At 61.7% G+C, this 21,439-nt stretch carries 21 protein-coding genes and 3 pseudogenes; 9 read left to right on the top strand and 15 right to left on the bottom strand.

Going from position 1 to position 21,439, the window contains the following annotated elements:
* Position 1: 1 nt before the first annotated feature.
* From LGH82_RS02275 to LGH82_RS02295, 5 genes and pseudogenes are all read left to right on the top strand, one after another.
* Complete coding sequence (locus tag LGH82_RS02275; RefSeq protein ID WP_413771419.1) at positions 2 to 709, top strand: ATP-binding cassette domain-containing protein; 708 nt, start codon at positions 2 to 4, stop codon at positions 707 to 709.
* Positions 612 to 1,708 (top strand): IS3 family transposase gene (locus LGH82_RS02280; RefSeq protein WP_413771415.1). Its coding sequence is split into 2 segments (ribosomal slippage): positions 612 to 833 and positions 836 to 1,708, totalling 1,095 coding nucleotides; the frame shifts between segments, so codons are not numbered across the junction. The genes LGH82_RS02275 and LGH82_RS02280 overlap by 98 nt, the downstream gene beginning before the upstream one ends.
* Before the next feature lie 34 nt (positions 1,709 to 1,742).
* Positions 1,743 to 1,991: pseudogene (locus LGH82_RS02285) on the top strand (ABC transporter ATP-binding protein); the annotation flags it as partial.
* Positions 1,992 to 2,060: 69 nt separating this feature from the next.
* Positions 2,061 to 2,756, top strand: a complete 696-nt coding sequence (gene urtE, locus LGH82_RS02290) for an urea ABC transporter ATP-binding subunit UrtE (RefSeq protein ID WP_227347121.1) — start codon at positions 2,061 to 2,063, stop codon at positions 2,754 to 2,756.
* 225 nt (positions 2,757 to 2,981) lie between these two features.
* Complete coding sequence (locus tag LGH82_RS02295) at positions 2,982 to 3,155, top strand: hypothetical protein (protein WP_227347122.1); 174 nt, start codon at positions 2,982 to 2,984, stop codon at positions 3,153 to 3,155.
* 27 nt (positions 3,156 to 3,182) lie between these two features.
* On the opposite strand, the gene LGH82_RS02300 is transcribed toward LGH82_RS02295, so the two are convergent.
* The 9 genes from LGH82_RS02300 to LGH82_RS02340 form a co-directional block, all read right to left on the bottom strand.
* Positions 3,183 to 4,331: a GGDEF domain-containing protein gene (locus LGH82_RS02300; RefSeq protein WP_227347123.1), complete on the bottom strand. Its 1,149-nt coding sequence runs from the start codon at positions 4,329 to 4,331 to the stop codon at positions 3,183 to 3,185.
* Between the two features lie 183 nt (positions 4,332 to 4,514).
* Positions 4,515 to 5,321, bottom strand: coding sequence for a DUF72 domain-containing protein (locus tag LGH82_RS02305; RefSeq protein WP_227347124.1), 807 nt, complete (start codon positions 5,319 to 5,321; stop codon positions 4,515 to 4,517).
* A gap of 25 nt (positions 5,322 to 5,346) precedes the next feature.
* Entirely contained in the window at positions 5,347 to 5,817 is a 471-nt protein-coding gene (locus LGH82_RS02310; protein ID WP_227347125.1) for a GNAT family N-acetyltransferase, read from the bottom strand.
* On the bottom strand, positions 5,814 to 6,227 hold the full coding sequence (locus LGH82_RS02315; protein WP_227347126.1) for a DUF302 domain-containing protein: 414 nt from the start codon (positions 6,225 to 6,227) through the stop codon (positions 5,814 to 5,816). The genes LGH82_RS02310 and LGH82_RS02315 overlap by 4 nt, the downstream gene beginning before the upstream one ends.
* The gene (gene uvrA, locus LGH82_RS02320) at positions 6,224 to 9,145 is read right to left on the bottom strand and encodes an excinuclease ABC subunit UvrA (protein ID WP_227347127.1); all 2,922 of its coding nucleotides are present in this window, start codon (positions 9,143 to 9,145) and stop codon (positions 6,224 to 6,226) included. Before uvrA ends, LGH82_RS02315 begins: the two co-directional genes overlap by 4 nt.
* Positions 9,146 to 9,894: 749 nt before the next feature.
* Positions 9,895 to 10,182 carry a hypothetical protein gene (locus LGH82_RS02325; protein WP_227347128.1) on the bottom strand — a complete coding sequence of 96 codons (288 nt, stop codon included), beginning with the start codon at positions 10,180 to 10,182 and terminating at the stop codon, positions 9,895 to 9,897.
* Between the two features lie 166 nt (positions 10,183 to 10,348).
* Complete coding sequence (locus LGH82_RS02330) at positions 10,349 to 10,954, bottom strand: ATP-dependent Clp protease proteolytic subunit (RefSeq protein WP_227349457.1); 606 nt, start codon at positions 10,952 to 10,954, stop codon at positions 10,349 to 10,351.
* A 24-nt stretch (positions 10,955 to 10,978) separates the two neighbouring features.
* A complete protein-coding gene (locus tag LGH82_RS02335; RefSeq protein WP_227347129.1) occupies positions 10,979 to 11,479 on the bottom strand; it encodes an SRPBCC family protein in 501 nt (166 codons plus the stop codon).
* Positions 11,476 to 11,790: an ArsR/SmtB family transcription factor gene (locus LGH82_RS02340; protein WP_227347130.1), complete on the bottom strand. Its 315-nt coding sequence runs from the start codon at positions 11,788 to 11,790 to the stop codon at positions 11,476 to 11,478. Before LGH82_RS02340 ends, LGH82_RS02335 begins: the two co-directional genes overlap by 4 nt.
* Positions 11,791 to 12,015: 225 nt before the next feature.
* Between LGH82_RS02340 and LGH82_RS02345 the strand changes: the two genes are divergently transcribed.
* Together LGH82_RS02345 and LGH82_RS02350 are read left to right on the top strand one after the other, a co-directional pair.
* A complete protein-coding gene (locus LGH82_RS02345) occupies positions 12,016 to 12,537 on the top strand; it encodes a single-stranded DNA-binding protein (RefSeq protein WP_319799909.1) in 522 nt (173 codons plus the stop codon).
* 136 nt (positions 12,538 to 12,673) lie between these two features.
* Positions 12,674 to 13,099, top strand: a complete 426-nt coding sequence (locus tag LGH82_RS02350) for an OsmC family protein (protein ID WP_227347131.1) — start codon at positions 12,674 to 12,676, stop codon at positions 13,097 to 13,099.
* A gap of 37 nt (positions 13,100 to 13,136) precedes the next feature.
* Here the strand turns inward: LGH82_RS02350 and LGH82_RS02355 are convergent, their stop codons facing one another.
* The 3 genes and pseudogenes from LGH82_RS02355 to LGH82_RS02365 form a co-directional block, all read right to left on the bottom strand.
* Entirely contained in the window at positions 13,137 to 13,766 is a 630-nt protein-coding gene (locus LGH82_RS02355; protein ID WP_227347132.1) for a MarC family protein, read from the bottom strand.
* Between the two features lie 118 nt (positions 13,767 to 13,884).
* A pseudogene (locus tag LGH82_RS02360) lies at positions 13,885 to 14,261 on the bottom strand (VOC family protein).
* A 41-nt stretch (positions 14,262 to 14,302) separates the two neighbouring features.
* A complete protein-coding gene (locus tag LGH82_RS02365) occupies positions 14,303 to 14,842 on the bottom strand; it encodes a hypothetical protein (protein WP_227347133.1) in 540 nt (179 codons plus the stop codon).
* A gap of 85 nt (positions 14,843 to 14,927) precedes the next feature.
* Here LGH82_RS02365 and LGH82_RS02370 point away from each other — a divergent pair, with 85 nt between their 5' ends.
* Positions 14,928 to 15,758, top strand: a complete 831-nt coding sequence (locus LGH82_RS02370) for a helix-turn-helix transcriptional regulator (RefSeq protein ID WP_227347134.1) — start codon at positions 14,928 to 14,930, stop codon at positions 15,756 to 15,758.
* Positions 15,759 to 15,803: 45 nt separating this feature from the next.
* Here the strand turns inward: LGH82_RS02370 and LGH82_RS02375 are convergent, their stop codons facing one another.
* Positions 15,804 to 16,424 carry a ParB-like protein gene (locus LGH82_RS02375; protein WP_227349459.1) on the bottom strand — a complete coding sequence of 207 codons (621 nt, stop codon included), beginning with the start codon at positions 16,422 to 16,424 and terminating at the stop codon, positions 15,804 to 15,806.
* Between the two features lie 14 nt (positions 16,425 to 16,438).
* The gene (locus LGH82_RS02380) at positions 16,439 to 18,139 is read right to left on the bottom strand and encodes a SulP family inorganic anion transporter (protein WP_227349460.1); all 1,701 of its coding nucleotides are present in this window, start codon (positions 18,137 to 18,139) and stop codon (positions 16,439 to 16,441) included.
* Between the two features lie 201 nt (positions 18,140 to 18,340).
* On the opposite strand from LGH82_RS02380, the pseudogene gyrA reads away from it, so the two are divergent.
* Positions 18,341 to 21,138 (top strand): annotated as a pseudogene (gyrA, locus tag LGH82_RS02385) (DNA gyrase subunit A).
* A gap of 64 nt (positions 21,139 to 21,202) precedes the next feature.
* Here gyrA and LGH82_RS02390 read toward each other — a convergent pair.
* On the bottom strand, positions 21,203 to 21,355 hold the full coding sequence (locus LGH82_RS02390; protein WP_227347135.1) for a hypothetical protein: 153 nt from the start codon (positions 21,353 to 21,355) through the stop codon (positions 21,203 to 21,205).
* Between the last annotated feature and the right edge of the window lie 84 nt (positions 21,356 to 21,439).

The raw sequence follows: 21,439 nt of genomic DNA on the forward strand, positions 1-21,439 counted from the left end.
GATGGCAGGCAAGTCGAACACCATCCTCTATATCGACGGCGTGTCGGTTTCCTTCGACGGTTTCCGCGCCATCAACAGCCTGTCGCTGGTGCTCGACAAGGGCGAGATGCGTGCCATCATTGGCCCCAATGGTGCCGGCAAGACGACGATGATGGACATCGTCACCGGCAAGACACGGCCCGACGAGGGCGAGGTGTTCTTCGATGGGCAGGTCGACCTGACCAAGCATGACGAAGCCGAGATCGCCATGATGGGCATTGGCCGAAAGTTCCAGAAGCCGACGGTCTTCGAAAACCACACGATCGAGGACAACCTGATGCTGGCGCTGAAGGGGCCGCGCTCGATCTTCCCGGCGCTGTTCCATCGCCGCTCCGTGGCAGAGGCACGGCAGACCGACGATATCCTCGGCATCATCCGGCTCGGCGACAAGCGCGACGACCTCGCCGCCAATCTGAGCCATGGACAAAAACAGTGGCTTGAGATCGGCATGCTGCTGGCGCAGGCCTGGACTTGCCCCGAAAAAGTGGAGAGTTTCCTTCTGATGAAAGGCGACCTCGATGACGAAACAGAGACAGTTTACGGATGCGTTCAAGGCGGAGGCGGTTGGCCTTGTGCGAACGAGCGGTCGGACGAAGCGGCAGATCGCGGAGGATCTTGGTGTTGGTTTCTCGACGCTGACGCGATGGATGGGTCGGCAGCTGGATCGTGAGATGGGCGATCCTGGGCGTCCGCCTGATGCTGATGTCGCCGCTGAATTGAAACGGCTGCGGCGGGAGAATGAAATCCTTCGGCAGGAGCGGGATATCTTGAAACGGGCGACGGCTTTTTTCGTCAAGGAGGGAAGTCGGTGAGGTTCGCGCTCATCGACCAGGCGAAGAAGGATTTCCCTGTGGACCGTTTGTGCGCGACGCTGGGTGTCAGCCCGAGCGGCTACTTTGCCTGGGGGCGCCGGCCGGCGTGCCGCCGGCAGCGCGACGACATGATAATGCTGGCGCATGTGCGATCGTCGTTCGCGCTGTCGAACGGAACCTATGGTAGCCCGCGCATGACGCGGGAACTGCAAGACAATGGCTTTGCCATTGGCCGGCGACGAACGGCGCGTCTGATGCGGGAGAATGGCCTCCAGGCAAGACAGAAGCGGCGGTTCAAGCGCACGACGGACAGCGAACACGCCTTTCCGGTTGCCCCCAATGTCATCGACCAGGATTTTGCCGCCACTGGTCCCAACCAGAAATGGGGTGCCGACATCTCCTACATCTGGACGCGGGAGGGCTGGTTGTACCTTGCTGTCGTCATCGATCTGTTTGCCCGCAAGGTCGTTGGCTGGGCTGCTGGCAACCGGCTACACCGCAGCCTGGCTCTGGCAGCGCTCAACAAGGCGTTCGTCATGCGGCAGCCGGAACCCGGCCTCATTCACCACTCCGACCGCGGCAGCCAATATTGTTCTATCGACTACCAAGCCGAATTGCGTGCCGCCGGCGTCATCATCTCAATGTCAGGCAAGGGCAATTGCTTTGATAACGCCATGGTCGAAACATTCTTCAAGACGCTGAAAACTGAACTGATCTGGCGCACCTCTTTCCTTACCCGCGCCGATGCCCAAGCCGCCATTGCCCGATATATCGACGGCTTCTACAATCCCATCCGGCGGCATTCCGCGCTCGACTACATCAGCCCGATGCAGTTCGAGCGAAACGCCGCCGAATGAGCAACCCGCTCTCCACTTTACCGAAGCAAGTCCAGACCCGAAGCTGCTGCTGGTCGACGAGCCGGTCGCCGGCATGACCGATGCCGAGACCGAGGAAACCGCGCGGCTGCTCAAGGATATCGCGCGCGACCATTCGGTCATAGTCGTCGAGCACGACATGCATTTCGTGCGTGAGCTCGGCGTCAAGGTCACCTGCCTGCATGAGGGCTCGGTGCTCTCCGAAGGTTCACTTGATTTCGTTTCAGCCGACGAACGTGTCGTCGAAGTCTATCTGGGGAGATGAGCATGGTCTGGCGCGTTCAATTCCATCGCTTCGATCTGTCGTTTCTTCGACTCTGGAAGAGGCGCTGACATGCTCGAAGTTTCGAACGCCACGCTCCACTACGGCGCTGCCCAGGCGCTGCGTGGCGTTTCGCTGAACGCTGACGCCGGCAAGATCACCTGCGTGCTCGGGCGCAATGGTGTCGGCAAGACAAGTTTGATGAGATCGATCGTCGGCCATCACCGGCTGACGAGCGGAAGCGTTGCCTTCGAGGGGAAGGCGCTCGACCGGAGCGCGGCGTATGATCGCGCCCGGTCGGGCATCGCATTCGTGCCGCAGGGCCGGGAAATCTTCCCGCTGCTCACGGTGCGGGAAAATCTCGAATCGGGCTTCGCGCCTCTGAAGCGTGCCGACCGCAATGTGCCGGCGCACGTGTTCGAGTTGTTTCCGGTGCTGAAGCAGATGCTGTCGCGGCGTGGCGGCGACCTTTCCGGAGGGCAGCAGCAGCAACTTGCCATCGGCAGGGCCCTGGTGATGCGACCGAAATTGCTCGTTCTGGATGAGCCGACCGAAGGCATCCAACCGTCGATCATCAAGGATATCGGTCGGGCCATCCGCTATCTGCGCGACCAGGCGGGCATCGCCGTGCTGCTGGTGGAGCAGTATCTGGATTTCTGCCGGGAGCTTGCCGACGAGGTCAACATCATGGACCGCGGCCAGATCGTCCATACTGGCCCCGCCGAAGATCTGGATCGGGCGGATGTGCGGAAATTCCTGACCGTTTAGATCTGTCGCCGATCTATTGTCATGCAACTCTGGCGCACCGCAAGTTGCGTGCTAACCTTTGCTTGGCCTTGGTGAGTCGGCCGCTTTCCGTACCAGTCTCAGCGTGACAGATCGAGGGGAAGGCGCGGGCCGAGCCGGCAAGTTCCACGCAAGCAAGCGTTCCTAGCTTCCCCCTGTGATCTGATTGTTGTTCAGCGCGTTAGGCACTCAGGCTAGGGACAGCCGATGGAACATTTCGTCGAAGACTATCACAAGCGGCGGCTCACCGAGCGCGTCGACATCATGACCGCCATCAACATCCTGAAATCTCAAGGGTATGACCAGGACGAGTTGATAGGAGGGATGACCAAGGTCTTCTACGTCGACCTCGACGCCTACAATGAGGTCGTCTCCACATAAGGGCTCACGCCTTCGCGCGCACGGGCGTCAGCTTGCGCGGCGAAATGCCGAGGCGGCAACGCGGTTGCGACCATCGCGCTTGGCGGCATAGAGAGCCTTGTCAGCCGCGCTGAGCACCTTGTCGAAGCTCATGCCTTCAATCGTGCCGAAGGAGAACCCCGCACTGACCGTGCATGTCAGCGGGCCGTCCTCGCTTTCGATCCTGCACGCCGCGAAAGCAGCGCGTATGCGCTCCGCGGCGGCTTCAACCGTCTCGGGCAAGGTCCGCTTCAGCACAAGTGCGAATTCTTCTCCCCCCATGCGCGCGGCGACGTCGGACGGGCGGAGATTGCTGGTGAGTTCCCTGGCGAACACCCTCAGCACTTCATCGCCGGTGGCATGGCCGAATTCATCGTTGATCGCCTTGAAGCTGTCGAGATCGAACACAACCACCGCCGTGAAGGCGCCGACGGGAGTATTGCCGTGCAGGTCGAACAGCGCGCGGCGGTTGAGCAGGCCAGTCAAGGGGTCAGTCAGCGCATTGCGGTGGTGATGCCTGGCAAGGCGCCCTTGATTGAGCGCTAGGGACAATGCGCCGATCCCGGTCATGCTGGCGATGACGACGATGAGGCTCAACTCCTCGGCCCAATTGCTTGGCGCATGTCCGAGGATCAGCTTTCCATCCCAGGCAAGAACCATGGCGCATAGCGCGAAGGATGTGGCGGTGGCCGAATACAGCGCGGTGATGCCAATCGTCAGGGCAGGGGCTTCGTCGCGGCCTTTCCAGTATTCGCGCGCCGTGGCGAACAGAAGCAAGGCAGCAAACGTGTTTTCGAACACGAAGCCGAGACCGTCATAGCCAAGAGCCATGGGGGGCAGCGCCACGACCAGCGAAATGCCGCCAAGCACCGTTCGACGGATTGGCGAGCCGCCGGTCCTGAACTGATAGGCCGCGCCCAGCATGGTCGAAAAGCCAAGCAGGAGAAAGGCGATGGTCGTGATGCCGAGCAGGCGCCCGGGCATGTCGATATAGGCGTCATAAACAAAGATGTCGCCGACCACCAACAACAGGCTGATCGCCCATGTCAGCAGGAACCGCTCCGAACGAGCGGTCAGCCACATGCCAAACAATGTCAGCCCCAGGCAGGCGGCGGAAAAACCAACAGCCAGCAGAAGTGAAGTGTAGTCGAGCGACATGCCTCTCGTTCCTCGCCGGCAGCGGCTCCAGCTCTGCGACTTGGCGTGGCTGGACTCATGCAGCAAGGAAGTGTCGATAAGGTTACGATGACGCGGAAGATGCCACGAATAGCCGCGTTGCTACGCTCAAAATGCATAGAAGACGCTGTTATCGCGTGTCGGAAAGTCTGACAGCGATACCCGTCAGTCAGCCACTCGCTTCATTAGCGCCATCGCTCCGAATGGCGCGCGCACCTTGCCCTCGGTGATGAAGTAAACGAACACGTCGCGTGGCTGGATCGGCGCCTCGGTCGAAGGATCGGCGCGTCGGAGATCGGCCGGCACCTTGCCTTCCGCCCACGTTTTTGCCCGCGCCGCCCATTCGTCGAGACCCTTTGGCGTATAGCAATCAGGATTGTCGTCACTGCCGGTCTGCAGGCGGGCATAGATGAAATCACCGGTGACATCAGCGATATCAGGATATTTGGCGTGGTCGGCATAGACGATTGCCGTTTTGTACTTGCGCGCCAGGGCCGCGAATTCCGGCACGATGAAGCTGTCGTTGCGCACTTCGAGCGCGTGGCGCAGCGCGACGCCATCCTGCTTTTCCGGCAGCAATTTCAAAAAGGCTTCGAAATCATCGGGATCGAACTTCTTGGTCGGCGCGAACTGCCACAGGATCGGGCCAAGCTTTTCGCCGAGCGCGGCTACGCCTGATCCGAGGAAGCGCATCATCGGTTCGCCAGCTTCGCCGAGCACGCGCCGGTTGGTGACGAAGCGGTTGCCCTTCAGCGAATAGACGAAATCGTCTGGCGCCTCGCTTGCCCATTTGACGAAGGTCGGTTCCTTGAAACTGGAATAATAGGTGCCATTGACCTCGATGCTCGGCACCTGCCGAGTGGCGTATTGCAGTTGCTTCGCCTTGGAGAGTTTTTCCGGATAGAAGGACGTGTCCCACGGCTCGAAGGTCCAGCCGCCCATGCCGGAGCGGATCTTTCCCGATTTGCTCATTGTCGTCCTCCCGAGTTCAGAAAAATCAGGCCGTCGTGATTTGATCGACAGGCTTTGCCATATGGACGAGCGTCCATCCTGCCCGGTATGGGTTGGGACCGCGATCGGTCTCGTGATAGCCGTAGGCCAAATAGAGCGCGATGTTCCGTTCCATCTTGGCATTGGTGTAGAGCCGCACTTCCGGCAATCCCCAAAGGCGGGTCTGCTCATCCGCCTGCTTGAGCAGCGAGATGCCGAAACCCCTGCCTTGAAAACCGGGTGCAACCGCAACGCTGAAGATCAGGCTGTGATTCGGATGCCGCTCAAGAACCAGCAGGCCCGCCACCAATCCGTCTTCTTCGACGAGCGTGACCTCGCCACGAGCAATGCGCGGCACGTAATCCTCGGTGATTGGGATTGGCGGGCCGCCAAGCAAGGCAATGTAGTGCCCATAGGCAGCCTCAGTTAGCCAGACCACAGTGGCAAGGTCATCGGCAAGGGCGAGTCTGGTGTTCATGATTGGCTCGTGCTGGCAGCGGCAGCGATGACCTTGCCCATCCCGGCGGCCATCGCGTGGACGGCTTCGCGACTTGCATCGCCCAAGCCGTGACGCTTCGCTATCCAGTGCGGATCATTGTAGGAAAGCCAGACCTTGCCCTGCTCGTCCTCCCAGCCAAGCGCCTTCAACGGCAGGTCGATGCCGGCGAGTTGCCTGTCCTGCATCAGCGGTGTGCCGCCCTTGGGGTTGCCGAAAATCAGCAGTTCGGTAGGGCGCAGCGATACGCCGACATCACGCGCGCCGGCGGCATGGTCGATGCGCGCGAAGACAAGCAAGCCAGCTCGTTGCACGGTCTCGACCAGGCGGTCGATGGTTTCGGCCACGCCGAAACGACTCTGGATCGTGATGAGACCGTTGTCAGCCATCATTCCGCCGCTTCGCGCTTGCTCCCAGGACGCCGCTCCAGCAACTCCTTCAGGAACTGCCCGGTGTAGCTGCGCTTCTCGCGCACGATGGCTTCCGGCGTGCCTGAGGCAACCAGTTCGCCGCCGCCATCGCCGCCCTCGGGGCCGAGGTCGAGCACCCAGTCGGCGGTCTTGATGACTTCGAGATTGTGTTCGATGACGACCACCGTGTTGCCTTGGTTGACCAACTCGTGCAGCACTTCGAGCAGCTTGGCTACATCGTGAAAATGCAGGCCGGTGGTCGGTTCGTCGAGAATGTAGAGCGTCTTGCCGGTTGCCTTGCGCGACAGTTCCTTGGCCAGCTTGATGCGCTGCGCCTCGCCGCCGGAAAGCGTCGTCGCCTGCTGGCCGACATGGATGTAGCCAAGGCCGACCTGCTTCAGCGTTTCCAGCTTGTCGCGCACGCCGGGCACGGCGGCAAAGAAATCGACCCCTTCCTCGACGGTCATGTCGAGCACGTCGGCGATCGACTTGCCCTTGAACAGCACGTCGAGCGTCTCGCGGTTGTAGCGCTTGCCGTGGCAGACGTCGCAGGTGACATAGACGTCGGGCAGGAAGTGCATCTCGATCTTGATGACGCCGTCGCCCTGGCAGGCTTCGCAGCGGCCGCCCTTGACGTTGAAGGAGAAGCGGCCAGGCTGGTAGCCGCGCGCCTTGGCTTCGGGCAGGCCGGCGAACCAGTCGCGGATCGGCGTGAAAGCGCCGGTATAGGTGGCCGGGTTCGAACGCGGTGTCCGTCCAATCGGCGACTGGTCGATGTCGATGACCTTGTCGAGGAATTCCAGACCCTCGATGCGGTCGTGCTCGGCCGGGTGTTCGCGCGAGCCCATGATGCGGCGTGAGGCCGCCTTGAACAGGGTCTCGATCAGGAAGGTCGATTTGCCGCCGCCGGACACGCCGGTGACCGCGGTAAAGGTGCCCAGGGGTATTTCGGCGGTGACGTTCTTCAGGTTGTTGCCACGCGCCCCGACGATCTTCAGGCGCCGGTTCTTCTTGGCCTCGCGCCGCACGCCAGGCGTCGCCACTTCGAGCGCGCCCGACAGATATTTTCCGGTGATCGAATTGGGATTGGCCATGACCTGTTGCGGCGTGCCCTGCGCAATGATCTCGCCGCCATGAATGCCGGCGGCCGGCCCCATATCGACGACGTAGTCTGCATGCAGGATGGCGTCCTCGTCATGCTCGACAACGATGACCGTATTGCCGATGTCGCGCAGGTGCTTCAGCGTGTCGAGCAGGCGCGCGTTGTCGCGCTGGTGCAAGCCGATCGACGGCTCGTCGAGCACATAGAGCACGCCGGTGAGGCCGGAGCCGATCTGCGACGCCAAGCGAATGCGCTGGCTCTCGCCGCCCGACAGCGTGCCGGAATTGCGCGACAGGGTCAGATAGTCGAGCCCGACATCGTTGAGGAAGCGCAGCCGCTCGCGGATCTCCTTGAGCACACGCACCGCGATCTCGTTTTGCTTGTCGTTGAGTGACGCCGGCAGGTCGGTGAACCACTGGTCGGCCTTGCGGATCGACATTTCGGTGATCTCGCCGATGTGCTTGCTGGCGATCTTCACGGCGAGCGACTCGGGCTTCAGCCGATAACCTTTGCAGACCGGGCACGGCGTGGCCGACATGAAGCGCTCGATCTCCTCGCGCATCCAGGCGGATTCGGTCTCTTTCCAGCGCCGTTCCAGATTGGGGATGACACCCTCGAAGGTCTTGGTCGTCTTGTAGGAGCGCAGGCCGTCATCATACTGGAAGGTGACTTCGCGCTCGCCGGTGCCGCGCAGGATCGCGTCCTGGGCTTCCGCGGTCAGGTCCTTGAACTTGTCGCCGAGCTTGAAGCCATAGGCCTTGCCCAGCGCCTCCAGCGTTTGCGAATAGTAAGGCGAGGTCGACTTTGCCCACGGGCTGACCGCACCGTCGCGCAGCGAGACGTTTTCGTCGGGAACGATCAGGCTTGCGTCGATGGCACGCTGGCTGCCGAGACCGTCGCAGGTCGGGCAGGCGCCAAACGGATTGTTGAAGGAGAACAGCCGCGGCTCGATTTCCGGAATGGTGAAGCCGGACACCGGGCAAGCGAATTTTTCCGAGAACAGGATGCGTTCATGCGTCTCGTTCTTGGACTTGTTGACCGAGTCCTCGCCGGTCTGGCTGGCGTCGAGCGGCTTGTCAGCGAATTCGGCCACCGCTAGCCCCTCGGCCAGCTTGAGAGCGGTTTCGATGGAGTCGGCGAGCCGTGTGGCAAGATCGCCGCGCACGACGATACGATCGACGACGACGTCGAGGTCATGCTTGTACTTCTTGTCCAGCGCCGGCACGTCGGCGATCTCGTAGAAGACGCCATCGACCTTGACGCGCTGAAAGCCCTTCTTCTGAAGTTCCAGCAATTCCTTGCGGTATTCGCCTTTGCGGCCGCGCACCATCGGCGCCAGGATGAACAGGCGGGTGCCTTCCTCCACGGCCATCACGCGGTCGACCATCTGGCTGACTGTCTGGCTTTCGATCGGCAAGCCGGTTGCCGGCGAGTAGGGCACGCCGACACGCGCGAACAAAAGCCGCATATAGTCGTAGATCTCGGTAACGGTGCCGACCGTCGAACGGGGGTTCTTCGAGGTGGTCTTCTGTTCGATCGAGATGGCGGGCGACAGGCCGTCGATCTGGTCGACGTCCGGTTTCTGCATCATTTCGAGGAATTGCCGCGCATAGGCCGAAAGGCTTTCGACATAGCGGCGCTGGCCTTCGGCATAGATGGTGTCGAAGGCCAGCGACGATTTGCCGGATCCCGAGAGGCCGGTCATGACGATCAGGCTGTCACGCGGCAGGTCGAGATCGACGTTCTTCAGATTGTGTTCGCGCGCACCGCGAATGGAAAGATATTTATGGTCGGCCATTGCCGGTCGCCGCCTCAGATCTGGAATTCGTGGGATTGGCGGGTTTTCCCGACCATCCCCTATGTAGGTATTATTGCCGCCACGTCGAGAGACGCCACAATTCTCGACGAATTCGTTTAACCGTCTTTCATGCGAACGGGCAAGCGGAAAGAACAAAGGCCGAACACGCTCCTGACAAAAGCTGTTTGTCAAATGGCCTCACGAAGCGTCTCAGCGATCACATTTTTCATAACCGGCTATTGAAAGGTTGACGTCCCGGCGTCACGGGAGCAGACTTCAAGCGTCAACGGAGCCGGCCGTCTTTCGATGGCCTCGCCGCCCAGGGGGCGGCCTGCGAGACGCCGCAGGCATCTGCGATTTGCGCTTCGGACGACAATGTCGAAAACGGACAAAGGAGCGGAGCCATGACGCCACCGGATAGTCCCCAAGGGTTCCAGGTATCACTGGAACCGCGGCAGGCATAAGTGCCAGGGCTTGAGCGTTTGCGCCGCCCGACAAACCGTGACCTGCCGATCCCCACAAAAATCAGAGACTATTAGTCGGATCGTCGGCTGAATGCCGCGAAGCGTCCGAAATCAAAGTTGGAAGAAACCTTCCAGCAAATTGGATTTGACATCCAAAAAGGCCCCGACCGTTTGCGGAAGCAACGGCGGGGCTGTTTTCGTGTTGGCTCACTGCCTCCAGGCTGCGGCACTCATTGAGTGCACCCTATCCGATTCAAATTGCTCGGCCGAAAAAGCCCCGCGATGTCAGTGGCGTGAAGGTCCGATCGCGCCAGCGCCGACGTCGACGGTGATGCCGGAAATCCGCACATCGGTATCGCCGATCTTGAACTGCTTGATCCCATCGCCCGGAACAGTTTCGTCGGGCTCTGGCTGTGGGGCAGGCTTGGCAATGCGGTAGTCGCTGGTCACGCCGGGCAGGGTGCTCTTGGCCGAGGACGTGTCGTCGGCGACTGCCGTGCCGGTCAGCACGGTCAACCCGGCGATGGCGCCGAAAAACCAGCGCAAAAGTCTGGATGAATTGCTGTCGGTCATGGATGAACTATATCGCCGCAATCATGCCGAGACCAGACCGGCAATGTTTCAAACCGGCGGGCCATTGGTCGCGATTGCCCGCGCCGCAAGCAGTTCAAGGTCTTTGTTTTTATGCATGTCGTTGTCCGAAAAACGCTGCGCACTTTTGGGCGACATGCATTGTCCCTTACGCCGCCTGTTTGCGAGTATCGAAAACATGGTCGACGATACCCCATTCCCTGGCCTCACGAGCGGTCATGAAATGGTCGCGGTCCAGCGTGCGTTCGACCTCTTCATAGCTGCGACCGCAATGCTGGGCGTAGAGTTCGGCCATGTGGCGTTTGGTCTGGCTGATGCGCTGCGCATGACGCTGGATATCGGAAGCCTGGCCCTGGAACCCGCCCAGCGGCTGGTGCAGCAGGATGGTGGCGTTCGGCAGTGAGATGCGACGCCCTGGTGTACCCGCCATGAGCAGGAATGAACCCATCGACGCGGCAAAACCCATGCACACCGTCGACACCGGGCAGCTGATGTATTGCATCGTGTCGTAGATGGCGAAGCCGCTGGTCACCACGCCGCCCGGCGAGTTGATGTAGAGCGATATCTCCTTGTCGGGATTGTCCGATTCCAGCGACAGCAGTTGCGCGCAAACCAGCGCCGACATGTCGTCGTTGATCTCTCCGTTGATGAAGATGATGCGCTCGCGCAGCAGCCGCGAGAAAATGTCGAAGGCGCGTTCGCCGCGGCTCGACTGCTCGATCACCATCGGCACCAGACTGGCAACACCGCTCATGGTCTTCATCTCCATTGTCCTTGTTCAGGCCGCGCGCAGCGTCAGCAGCGGTATGTTTGCGGCGACAGGTTTTCTGGAGCCGCGCGACCCCAGCGAAAGCCGGCAGCTGGCGCCGGCCATGGCAACAGCCGGCATCGCCTTGCGGGCAAAGCCGTCATGGACAATGCGCAGATGCGTGCCGCCGGAAACCGTACGGGCAAGCGTGAACGTAACGGTGCTGTCGAGTGGGTCCTGGCGCGCGGCATCGCCGGGTTGAGGCTGCTCCCGCCAGGAATAACGCAACAGCCGCTCGGGCTCGGCATCGAGGATTTCGCATTCGATCGCGGCCTCCGGCCCGGCGAAGGCAAAATGGCTGCCGGCCTGCGGCCTGATGTTGTTCGGCATCATCCATGCAGCGAGCAACTCGGGCACGGTCAAGGCTCGCCACACCTTCTCCGGCGGCTCGGGAAGGTCGTACTCGAACTCGATCGCGTCCGGGGCGATCTCGCCTTGGTTCTCCTCGATCATTGATCTCGCGTCCTTCATTGATCCATGTCCTTCAAAACCGTCTTCAGCCTTTCGATGCGCTCCGGCCAGAAGGTGCGGTAGCGTTCGATCCAGGAGAGCAGGGGTGCCAGCCCCCGCGGGTCGGCACGGTAATAGGCATTGCGGCCCGCCCGCCGCTCGACCACCAGACCGGCGCTACGCAGCACGGCCAGATGCTGCGAAACGGCCGGCTGCGAGACCGTCATGCCGTTGCGCAGTTCCGACACGCTCATCTCGCTTGTGGCGAGACGCTCAAAGACGGCACGTCGCGTCGGGTCGGCCAGCGCCCGGAAAATCTCTGCTTCGATCATGACAAAAGCATAAGTGGATACTTATTGATTTGGCAAGCACTCTTTTCAAACCCATATGAGGTCCCTGGGCATTGCTGCCATTCCTTGACAACAAGCGGCTGCGCATGTAGGAACGAAAAGAGAACAAAAACCTTGTGGGAAAAGGCAGCCACAGCAGGCGAGGATTGTCCGTAGCCTGTAAGGTACGCCAACAAAAAATTGTTCGGATGAGCGCGGAGAAGTATCATGGCGGGTAGCGTCAACAAGGTCATTCTGGTGGGCAATCTCGGCGCGGACCCTGAAATCCGCCGCCTGAACTCGGGCGAGCCGGTGGTCAACATCCGCATTGCCACGTCGGAAAGCTGGCGTGACAAGAATTCCGGCGAGCGCAAGGAAAAGACCGAGTGGCACAACGTCGTCATCTTCAATGACCAACTCGCCAAGGTGGCCGAGCAGTATTTGAAGAAGGGCATGAAGGTCTATGTCGAGGGCCAGTTGCAGACACGCAAATGGCAGGACCAGACCGGTGCCGACAAGTACACGACGGAAGTCGTGCTGCAGAAATTCCGCGGCGAGTTGCAGATGCTCGACGCACGTGGGCAGGGCGAGGGCGGCCAGGTAGGCGGCTATTCCGGCGGCGGTGGTAGCAGCCGTGGTTCCGATTTTGGCCAATCCAGCCCGAACGAAAGCTTCAACCGCGGCGGCGGCGCTCCCAAGGGCGGTGGCGGCGGCTCCTCGCGCGAGCTGGACGACGAAATCCCGTTCTGAGCGCAATGCGATCCTGAACGGCGAACGGCACTTTAAGTCAAGCATGATGCCCCGAGAGTCTTATGGACTTTCGGGGTTTTGCATTGTCGGATGACCGCTGGCCGAGCGATCAAGGAATGCAGGAAGGACGAGCCTGGTGAAAGCACGGGTAAAATGGGTCGAGGAGCGCACCTTTGTCGGCGAGTCCGGCAGCGGCCACAAACTGGTGCTTGGCACGGCGCTCGGACCGGACGGCAAGACGCCGGGACCGAGCCCGATGGAATTGCTGCTGATCGGCACCGGCGGCTGTTCAGCCTATGACGTCGTGCATATCCTCGAAAAGGGCCGCGAAGCGGTCGAGGACTGCGTCGTCGAACTCGACGCCGACCGGGCGGAGACCGAGCCCAGGGTGTTCACGCGCATCCATATGCATTTCGTCGTCAAGGGCCGTGCCCTTTCGCTCGACAAGGTGAAACGGGCGATCGACCTGTCGATCGAAAAATACTGCTCGGCCTCCGCGATGATGGCCAAGACCGCCGCCATCACCCACGATTTCGAAGTGATCGACACGACGACCAAGTAGGCTCGACGCAGCCCGGTTTGTTCACAAAGACGGCGGGCTACCCCGCCATCAGCGCCTTGATGCCGTCGGCGACGAACTGCACGGCCAGAGCCGCCAGGATGACGCCAAGCAAACGCGTCAGGATCGAGCGGCCGGTCTGGCCGAGGATGCGGTCGATGCGTTCCGACAGCACGAACACCAGATAGGTGATCACCAGGCAGACAAGGATGATGCCGACGAGCGCCGCCTGGGCGGCAAAGCCCTGGAATGAGCCGGACAGCAGAACCGTGGCCGAGATCGCGCCGGGGCCGGCGATCAGCGGGATCGCCAGCGGGAAGGCGGCGATATTGTGGATCATGTCCTTGGTGATGGCGACGTCGCCGATCTTCTCCTTGCGGTCCTGCCGGCGCTCAAAGACCATTTCGAAGGCGATGAAGAACAACAGGAAACCGCCGGCGACGCGGAAGGCCGGCAGCGTGATGCCGAATACCGACAGGATCGACGCACCGGCGACCGCGAACAGCGCCATCACCAGGAAGCCGATGATCGAGGCCCGGACGGAAACCTGCTGGCGTTCCTCGCGGTTCATGCCGCGCGTCACGGCGAGAAACAACGGCGCCAGGCCGGGCGGATCGATGGTCACGAGAATGGTGACGAAGGCGTTGAACAGGCTGTCGAAGCTCGGCATCTGATCTCCCCACCGGGCCGCGCCCGAACCTCTGCATTCCCCGAACCAGCCTATTGGTAGAGCAAAGCTGGCTCAGGGGAAACCGTGAGAGTTACGGGAATTCGCAGGGATGACGAGCCTAGCCATTGGCGCCGCAGTAGGCCTCCAGCCGATAACCGTCCGGATCGACGACGAAAGCGGCGTAGTGGTTTTGCCATAGTCGGTGCGCAGGCCTGGCGCGCCATTGTCGCTGCCGCCTGCCCGCAAGGCGCCGGCATGGAATGCGTCGACGCTGGCCCACGTCGGCGCGGTGAAGCAGAAATGCAGGCCGGATTTTTCATCCGCCGGTACCGGGCGTGCCGCTTCGTTTACCCACAGCGAGACCGCTCCCGCGCCATAACCGAGCGAGCCCGGCGACTGGCTGAGGCAGGTGTAGCCGAGCGGCTTCAGCGCCGCGTCATAGAAGCGCTTGGAGGTATCTGCGTCGAGGACGCCGATCGAGACGTGATCAAACATCCTTTTCTCCATTATTGCAAAGTGTTGTGGTGTCAGGTTCTCTAGGATTTGCGCGCCAGAAACTCGACCTCGGTCCGCCAGGTCGCGCCATTGTCGTGCGAGCGTTCGCCCAGCCAGCGGAAGGAATTCTCGGTGATCCGCGAAAAGCTCCAGCGCACCGAGGCGCCTGTGCCGTCAGTACCTTGCTGGACGATGCTGTCGCCCTCGGCGCGGCCGAGCTGGCGGCTAAAATACTGGTTGCGCGGGTCGCTCCAGAAGATGTGCCAGGCGTTGAGGCCGGGGTCGTAAACGCGCAGCGTCGTGCCGTAGAAGGTCCAGGCGCCAAGCGAAGGCGAGGGGCCGGCATCACGGGCGGGCAGGATCCAGACATCCTGGATCGCTCGCCCTTCGAGCACCCAGCCGAAATGCACCTCGCCATGCCCGGTCAGCACTGTGCCGTCCTCGAGATGGCGCGAGGCGTCAAAGCACCAGGCGCCGACAAAGCGGCCGTAGAGCTGCAGCTTTTCGGCAAGGTTCTCCGACGGTCCGGCGCTGTGCAAGGCTCCAGTGAAGGAGGATTGGTCAGATTGGGCTTCGGACATGGTTCTGGCCTCTTCTTGTCAGGAGAGATCAGGCAATAGGCCGTGGCAGGGTTCTGGGCTTGGGAAAAATTGCTATGTTTCGGCGATGGCAGCGACTGCGCACACACTCGCATCCGGTCCAGGCTGGCACGTGGCGGACGTAATCTGCACTGCCGGCGCCGCCGACCGGCCGTTCGAGGAAACACATCAGGATTTCTGCGTCGCGGCGGTCACCAGCGGCACGTTCCGTTATCGCGCGCAACAAGGCACGGCGATGCTGGCGCCAGGCGCCATCCTGCTCGGCAATGCCGGTACATGCTACGAGTGTGGGCACGATCATGGCAGCGGTGACCGCTGCCTCTCCTTCCATTTCGAGCCGGCATATTTGGAACGGATCGTGGCCGCCGTGCCGATCGCGAGGAGGCTGGCTTTCGGAACGCCACGCCTGCCGCCCTTGCCGGCGTTGGCGCCGCTGCTGGCCGGTGCCGAGGCTGCTCGCGAAACGGGCGACATCGATGCTTTCGAGGAATTTGCCCTGCGCATTGCAGGCGCGGCAGTGACGGTCGACTCTGGCGCCGCGGGTATCAAGCGCCCGCCGAGCAGACGCGATCAGAAACGGGTGGCCGAGGCGGTGCGGCGGATTGAACTTCATAGCGACAGACCGATTTCGCTTGCCGAACTTGCCGGTGAGACCGCAACCAGCCCCTACCATTTCCTGCGCACATTCCGGCAGGTCGCCGGAATGACGCCCTATCAATTCCTGCTGCGGACAAGGCTGAACAGGGCAGCTGTTCGATTGCACACCTCGGATGACGCGATCTCGTCGATCGCCCTGGAGGCCGGCTTCAACGACCTGTCGACCTTCAATCGCCGATTCCGGAGGGTCATGGGGGAAACGCCGGGTGGTTATCGCGGCCGCCGCCGGTCAGGGCATTGAACACGGTGCCCTTGGCCGTCTCGGACGAAGCTCGATCGATGTCGGTCAATCCGATGTCGGGCCGCACCAGCCGGGCAGATAGTCCGCGTCCTTGCCCTTGGCCAGGGTCAACGCTTCCTTCATGGCCTTGGCGAAGTTCTTGGCCACGTCATCCTTGTCGATGCGCCGGCGCAGGAAATCCGCCCAGATGAATTCGGCGAACGGCGTCGTATCCTTGGCGTAGCCGCCCAGGCGGCGCAATTCGCCCGCCATGCTTCGGTATGGATCGTCGACCAGTTCGGCGATGGTTTTGGGAATGGCGGCGTAGTCGCGACGTTGTCCGTTTTCGTCGAACGGATGCATCCAACCGCGATTGTCGAGCACGAAAAGAAAGGAGTCCTTGTCGAGCCCCGACAGGTCGCTGATCACCGTCACGAGCACATCCTTGACGCCTTCCTCGATCAGTGCCCGGGCGAGATGATGGTGATCGGTGACATAATGGCGTCCCTTCGGCCCGAGCACGGCGGGGACCATATGCGTGCCAAGGAACGTGCTGGTCTTGCTGACGCTCTGCGCTCGGATCATCTGGCGCTTCAAGGCCACTTCCCGCATGCCCACGGTGATCTGCGTCGGTCGCAGTTCTTTCACCGGAACGGGCTTCAGCAAAGGTTCTCTTTCGACCGCCATGCTGGAGGGTGTCGTCATTGCGGGCTCTCCTGTTTTTCCGGCGATTGGCCGGAATGCAATGTCCGGACGGCGTCATCGACGCTGTGGAAGACATGTTGCGGACCGATCAGGTCGATAATGCCGAACCGCGCCAGCGCCGCCTGAGCGCGCAGCGATTCCATCCGTGCGATGGCAAAGGTCGCGCCCTGATTGCGGCTATAGGTGATCGTCTCGATCAATGCCTGCGCCGCGGTATAGTCGATTTCCACGATGTTGCTGGCTTCCAGGACGACCAGTTTCGCGGTTCCACGCCTTGCGTCGATCATGCCGCGCAGACCCAGCTTGAAGCGGTCGGCATTGACGAAGGACAATGGCGCCTGAAATGCGGCGACCAGCACGCCGGGCAGTTGTTCGCCGACGCTTGCCGTAGCGGGCGGCCACCACACGGATGTGCCGGGGACCTTCTCCAATTCAATGGGTTGCGTGCGTGTTGCACTCCAGATCCCGTGCAGCAGCGAAAGGCCGATGCCGATCGCCACGCCGGTCTGGATGGGCAGTGCGACGATGGCAACCATCGTGACCAGGATCAGGACGAACTCGATCGGCGCCTGGCGATAGACATTGGCAAACACCTGCCAGCGCAGGATCCGCTGGGCCACGAACAGCAGCACTCCGGCAAGTGCCGCCTGCGGAACGTTGGCAAGCAGGCTGCCGCCAAAGGCGCCGAGCACGAGCACGATGGCTGCGGCCACAATGCTCGCCAATTGCGATCGGCCGCCTGTCTGGGCGACGATGGCGGTGCGCGGCGGGCTGGCATTGACCGGAAAGGCGCCAAGCAGCCCAGCGGCCATACTACCGGCGCCGACACCAACGAAATCCCGGTTGACGTCAGGGGCATCGCCCTGTTGCTGGACGAAGGAGCGTGACGTGGCCGCTGTCTGCACCATGACGACGATGGCGATCAGCAGTGCCAATGGGACCAATGCCTGCGCATCGTCGAGGCTGACGAGCGGCAAGCCGGCCCGCGGCAGGCCGTTCGGCAAGGCGCCGAGCACCGCTACACCACGACCGGCAAGACCGAAGGCGACGACGGCGGCTGTCGCCAGCACCACTCCGATCAATGCACCGGGAATGCGCGCGCTCATGCGCTCGGCGACGAACACGATCGCGAATACCCCAAATCCAAGCGCCAGGCTGTAGGGATTGGTCAGATGGAGACTGGAAGCGATTTCGCCGACGCGCCGCAGGGTTTCGCCGCTTTCGGCAGCCAGGCCGAGCAGACCCGGTAGCTGCGACACGATGATGTGGATGGCGATGCCGGCCAGGAAGCCGGTGGTGACGGGAACCGACAGGAGGTCGGCGACCCAGCCAAGACGAAGGACCCCGCTGAGCGCCACGATCAGCCCGACCATCAGGGCCAGCATGCCCGCCAGTGCCAGATAATGCGGGGAGCCGGTCGTGGCGAGCAGCGCGAGGCCGCCCGCGAAGAGCGGCGTGATGGTTGAATCAGCCCCCGCCGAGAGGTGGCGATTGGCTCCGAACACGGCAAAGGCGAGCGAGCCGGCGACGAAGGCGAAAAAGCCGACCTCCGGCGCAAAGCCGCCAAGACGGGCTGTCGCCATCTGCTCGGGAATGGCGATTGCTGCCAGCGTGATGCCCGCGACAATGTCGCCATTGATATCCTTCGGGGTCCAGCCGCTCAGCGATCGGAACGGCAGCCACGGGGACAGATTCATCACGCTTGTGGCTTTCACTCGAGAAGCGCGCCCAAGTCCATGCTTTGCTTCAACGGCCACCTTGGCCATATCGTCGCAATGAGCGGTATCCTTTTGAATTTACCACCAAAATTGACACTGGAAAAGTGCTGGGAATATTGGAGTTTCGGCGCCGCTTCCTATATAAGCGGAAAGTGATTCCTGATTAGATTGTGATCCGATTTGACCGACCAGAAGACACCGCGCGGCGCAGACGGCGGCCCCTCGGGCATCGAGCCGATATCCATCATCGAGGAGATGCAGCGCTCGTACCTCGATTACGCGATGAGCGTGATCGTCAGCCGCGCGTTGCCGGACGTCCGCGACGGACTGAAGCCGGTGCATCGCCGCATTCTCTACGCCGCCCATGAGAGCGGCTATCACTGGAATCGCAAATATGTGAAATCGGCGCGTCCTGTCGCCGACGTGATGGGTAAATACCATCCGCATGGCGATGCCTCCATCTATGACGCCCTTGTGCGCATGGCGCAGGATTGGTCACTGCGCGTGCCGCTGATCGACGGGCAAGGCAATTTCGGCTCGATCGACGGCGATCCGCCGGCGGCGATGCGCTACACGGAATCGCGGCTCACCAAGGTCGCGCATGAACTGCTCGAGGATATCGACAAGGACACTGTCGATTTCCAGGACACTTACGATGCTTCCGACACCGAGCCGAAGGTGTTGCCGGCGCGGTTCCCCAACCTTCTGGTCAACGGTTCGGGCGGCATTGCCGTCGGCATGGCCACCAACATCCCGCCGCACAATCTCAGCGAGATCTGCAACGGCGCGATTGCCCTCATCGACAATCCGGCGATCGATCTGCCTGCCCTGATGGAGATCATTCCGGGACCCGATTTTCCGACCGGCGGCATTGTGCTTGGCCGCTCCGGCATCTACAGCGCCTATTCGACCGGTCGTGGCTCGGTCGTCATGCGCGGCAAGGTCAACATCGAGCAGCGCGCAATGACCGCGAGTCGATCATCATCACCGAGGTTCCCTACCAGGTGAACAAGTCGTCGATGATCGAGAAGATGGCCGAACTGGTGCGCGACAAGCGCATCGAGGGCATTTCCGACATTCGCGACGAGAGCGATCGTCAGGGTTATCGCGTCGTCATCGAGTTGAAGCGCGACGCCGTCGCCGACGTCATCTTGAACCAGCTCTATCGCTTCACACCGCTGCAGACATCCTTCGGCGCCAATATGGTGGCGCTGAACGGTGGCAAGCCGGAACTGATGACGCTGACCGACATGCTGAAGGCGTTTGTGTCCTTCCGCGAAGAGGTGATCACCCGGCGCACGAAATTCCTGCTGCGCAAGGCGCGCGACCGCGCTCACGTGCTGGTCGGTCTTGCGATTGCCGTTGCCAATATCGACGAAGTCATAAAGCTGATCCGCACCGCGCCGGATCCGCAAACGGCGCGCGAGCAGTTGATGGAACGGCGCTGGCCGTCCGGCGACGTCGAATCGCTGATCCTGTTGATCGACGACCCGCGCCACCGCATCAATGAGGACGGCACCTACAATCTGTCCGAGGAGCAGGCCCGCGCCATCCTCGAACTGCGCCTGCAGCGCCTGACCGCGCTTGGCCGCGACGAGATCGCCGACGAGTTGAACACGATTGGCGCCGAGATCATCGACTATCTCGACATCCTGTCGTCCCGTGCCCGTGTCCAGCAGATCGTCAAGGACGAACTCGCCGCCGTGCGCGACGAGTTCGGTACACCGCGCCGCACCGAGCTCACCGACGGTGGGTCGGACATGGAAGACGAGGACCTGATCCAGCGCGAAGACATGGTAGTGACGGTGAGCCATTCCGGCTACATCAAGCGCGTGCCGCTGTCGCTCTATCGGGCGCAGCGCCGCGGCGGCAAGGGCCGCTCCGGCATGTCGACCAAGGACGAAGATTTCGTTACCCGCCTGTTCGTGGCCAACACGCACACGCCGGTGCTGTTCTTCTCCTCGCGCGGCATCGTCTACAAGGAAAAGGTCTGGCGGCTGCCGATCGGCAACCCGCAATCGCGTGGCAAGGCGCTGATCAACATGCTGCCGCTGGAGCAAGGTGAACGCATCACCACGATCATGCCACTACCGGAGGACGAGACGAGCTGGGGCGAACTCGACGTGATGTTCGCCACGACGCGCGGCACGGTTCGCCGCAACAAGCTTTCCGATTTCGTCCAGGTCAACCGCAATGGCAAGATCGCCATGAAGCTGGAGGAGCAAGGCGACGAGATCCTCGGCGTCGAGACCTGCACCGACAATGACGATGTGTTGCTGACCGCGAGCTCAGGCCAGTGCATCCGTTTCCCGGTTGGCGACGTGCGTGTCTTCCAGAGCCGTAATTCCGTCGGCGTGCGTGGCATTGCCATGGCCGACACCGACAGGGTGATCTCAATGGCGGTGATCGAGCATGTCGACGCGCCTCCGCCGGAGCGTGCAGCCTACCTCAAGCGCGTGGTGGCCGAACGGCGGCTTGCCGCCGGCATCGCGGCAGGCGAGGAAGAAGAGATCGCGCTGACCAATGAAGAGGTCGGCGAAGAAGCCGAGCTTTCCGACGAGCGGTACGAGTTCCTGAAGCAGCACGAACAGTTCGTTCTGACAGTGACGGAGTTTGGTTATGGCAAGCGGTCTTCGTCATACGATTTCCGCCTGACCGGGCGTGGCGGCAAGGGCATTCGCGCCACCGACGTGTCGAAAACCGCCGAGATCGGCAGGCTGGTGGCGACCTTCCCTGTCGGCAATGATGACCAGATCATGCTGGTGTCGGATGGTGGAACCGTCATCCGCGTGCCGGTCAACGGCATCCGTTTCGCCAGCCGCGCCACCAAGGGCGTGACCATCTTCAATACGGCTGAAGGTGAAAAGGTCGTCTCGGTGGAGCGGATTTCAGAGCCGCAGTCCGAGGAAGAAGTCGAAAACGCCGGCAATTCCGAAGGTGCCGCGGTTGACGATGCCGGTCCAGAGAGCGCGGAATAGGTTTTGACACAGCAACGCCGGCCCATGGGCCGGCGTGGCACTGCGGCAACAAAACTCTATCGGTTCAGAAGTGGCGATACGGCTTACGAACGCCGAAACCTGCGAACCGCTTGGTATTTGCCCTGGCTCGGACGCGCTGCGCTTCCTGATGAAGCCCGAATGCGGTGGCAATCAGCATGGCGACGGTCATTGCGGTGGCGAGCATGTAGATCAGCATTTGCGTGTTCTCCTGCAGCCTGTAACGCTTAGATGGGGCTTTGGTTTCATCCTATGAAGCTGCAATCTAGTGAACGCTGCGTGA

Source organism: Mesorhizobium sp. PAMC28654, from assembly GCF_020616515.1.
Lineage (GTDB): Bacteria > Pseudomonadota > Alphaproteobacteria > Rhizobiales > Rhizobiaceae > Mesorhizobium.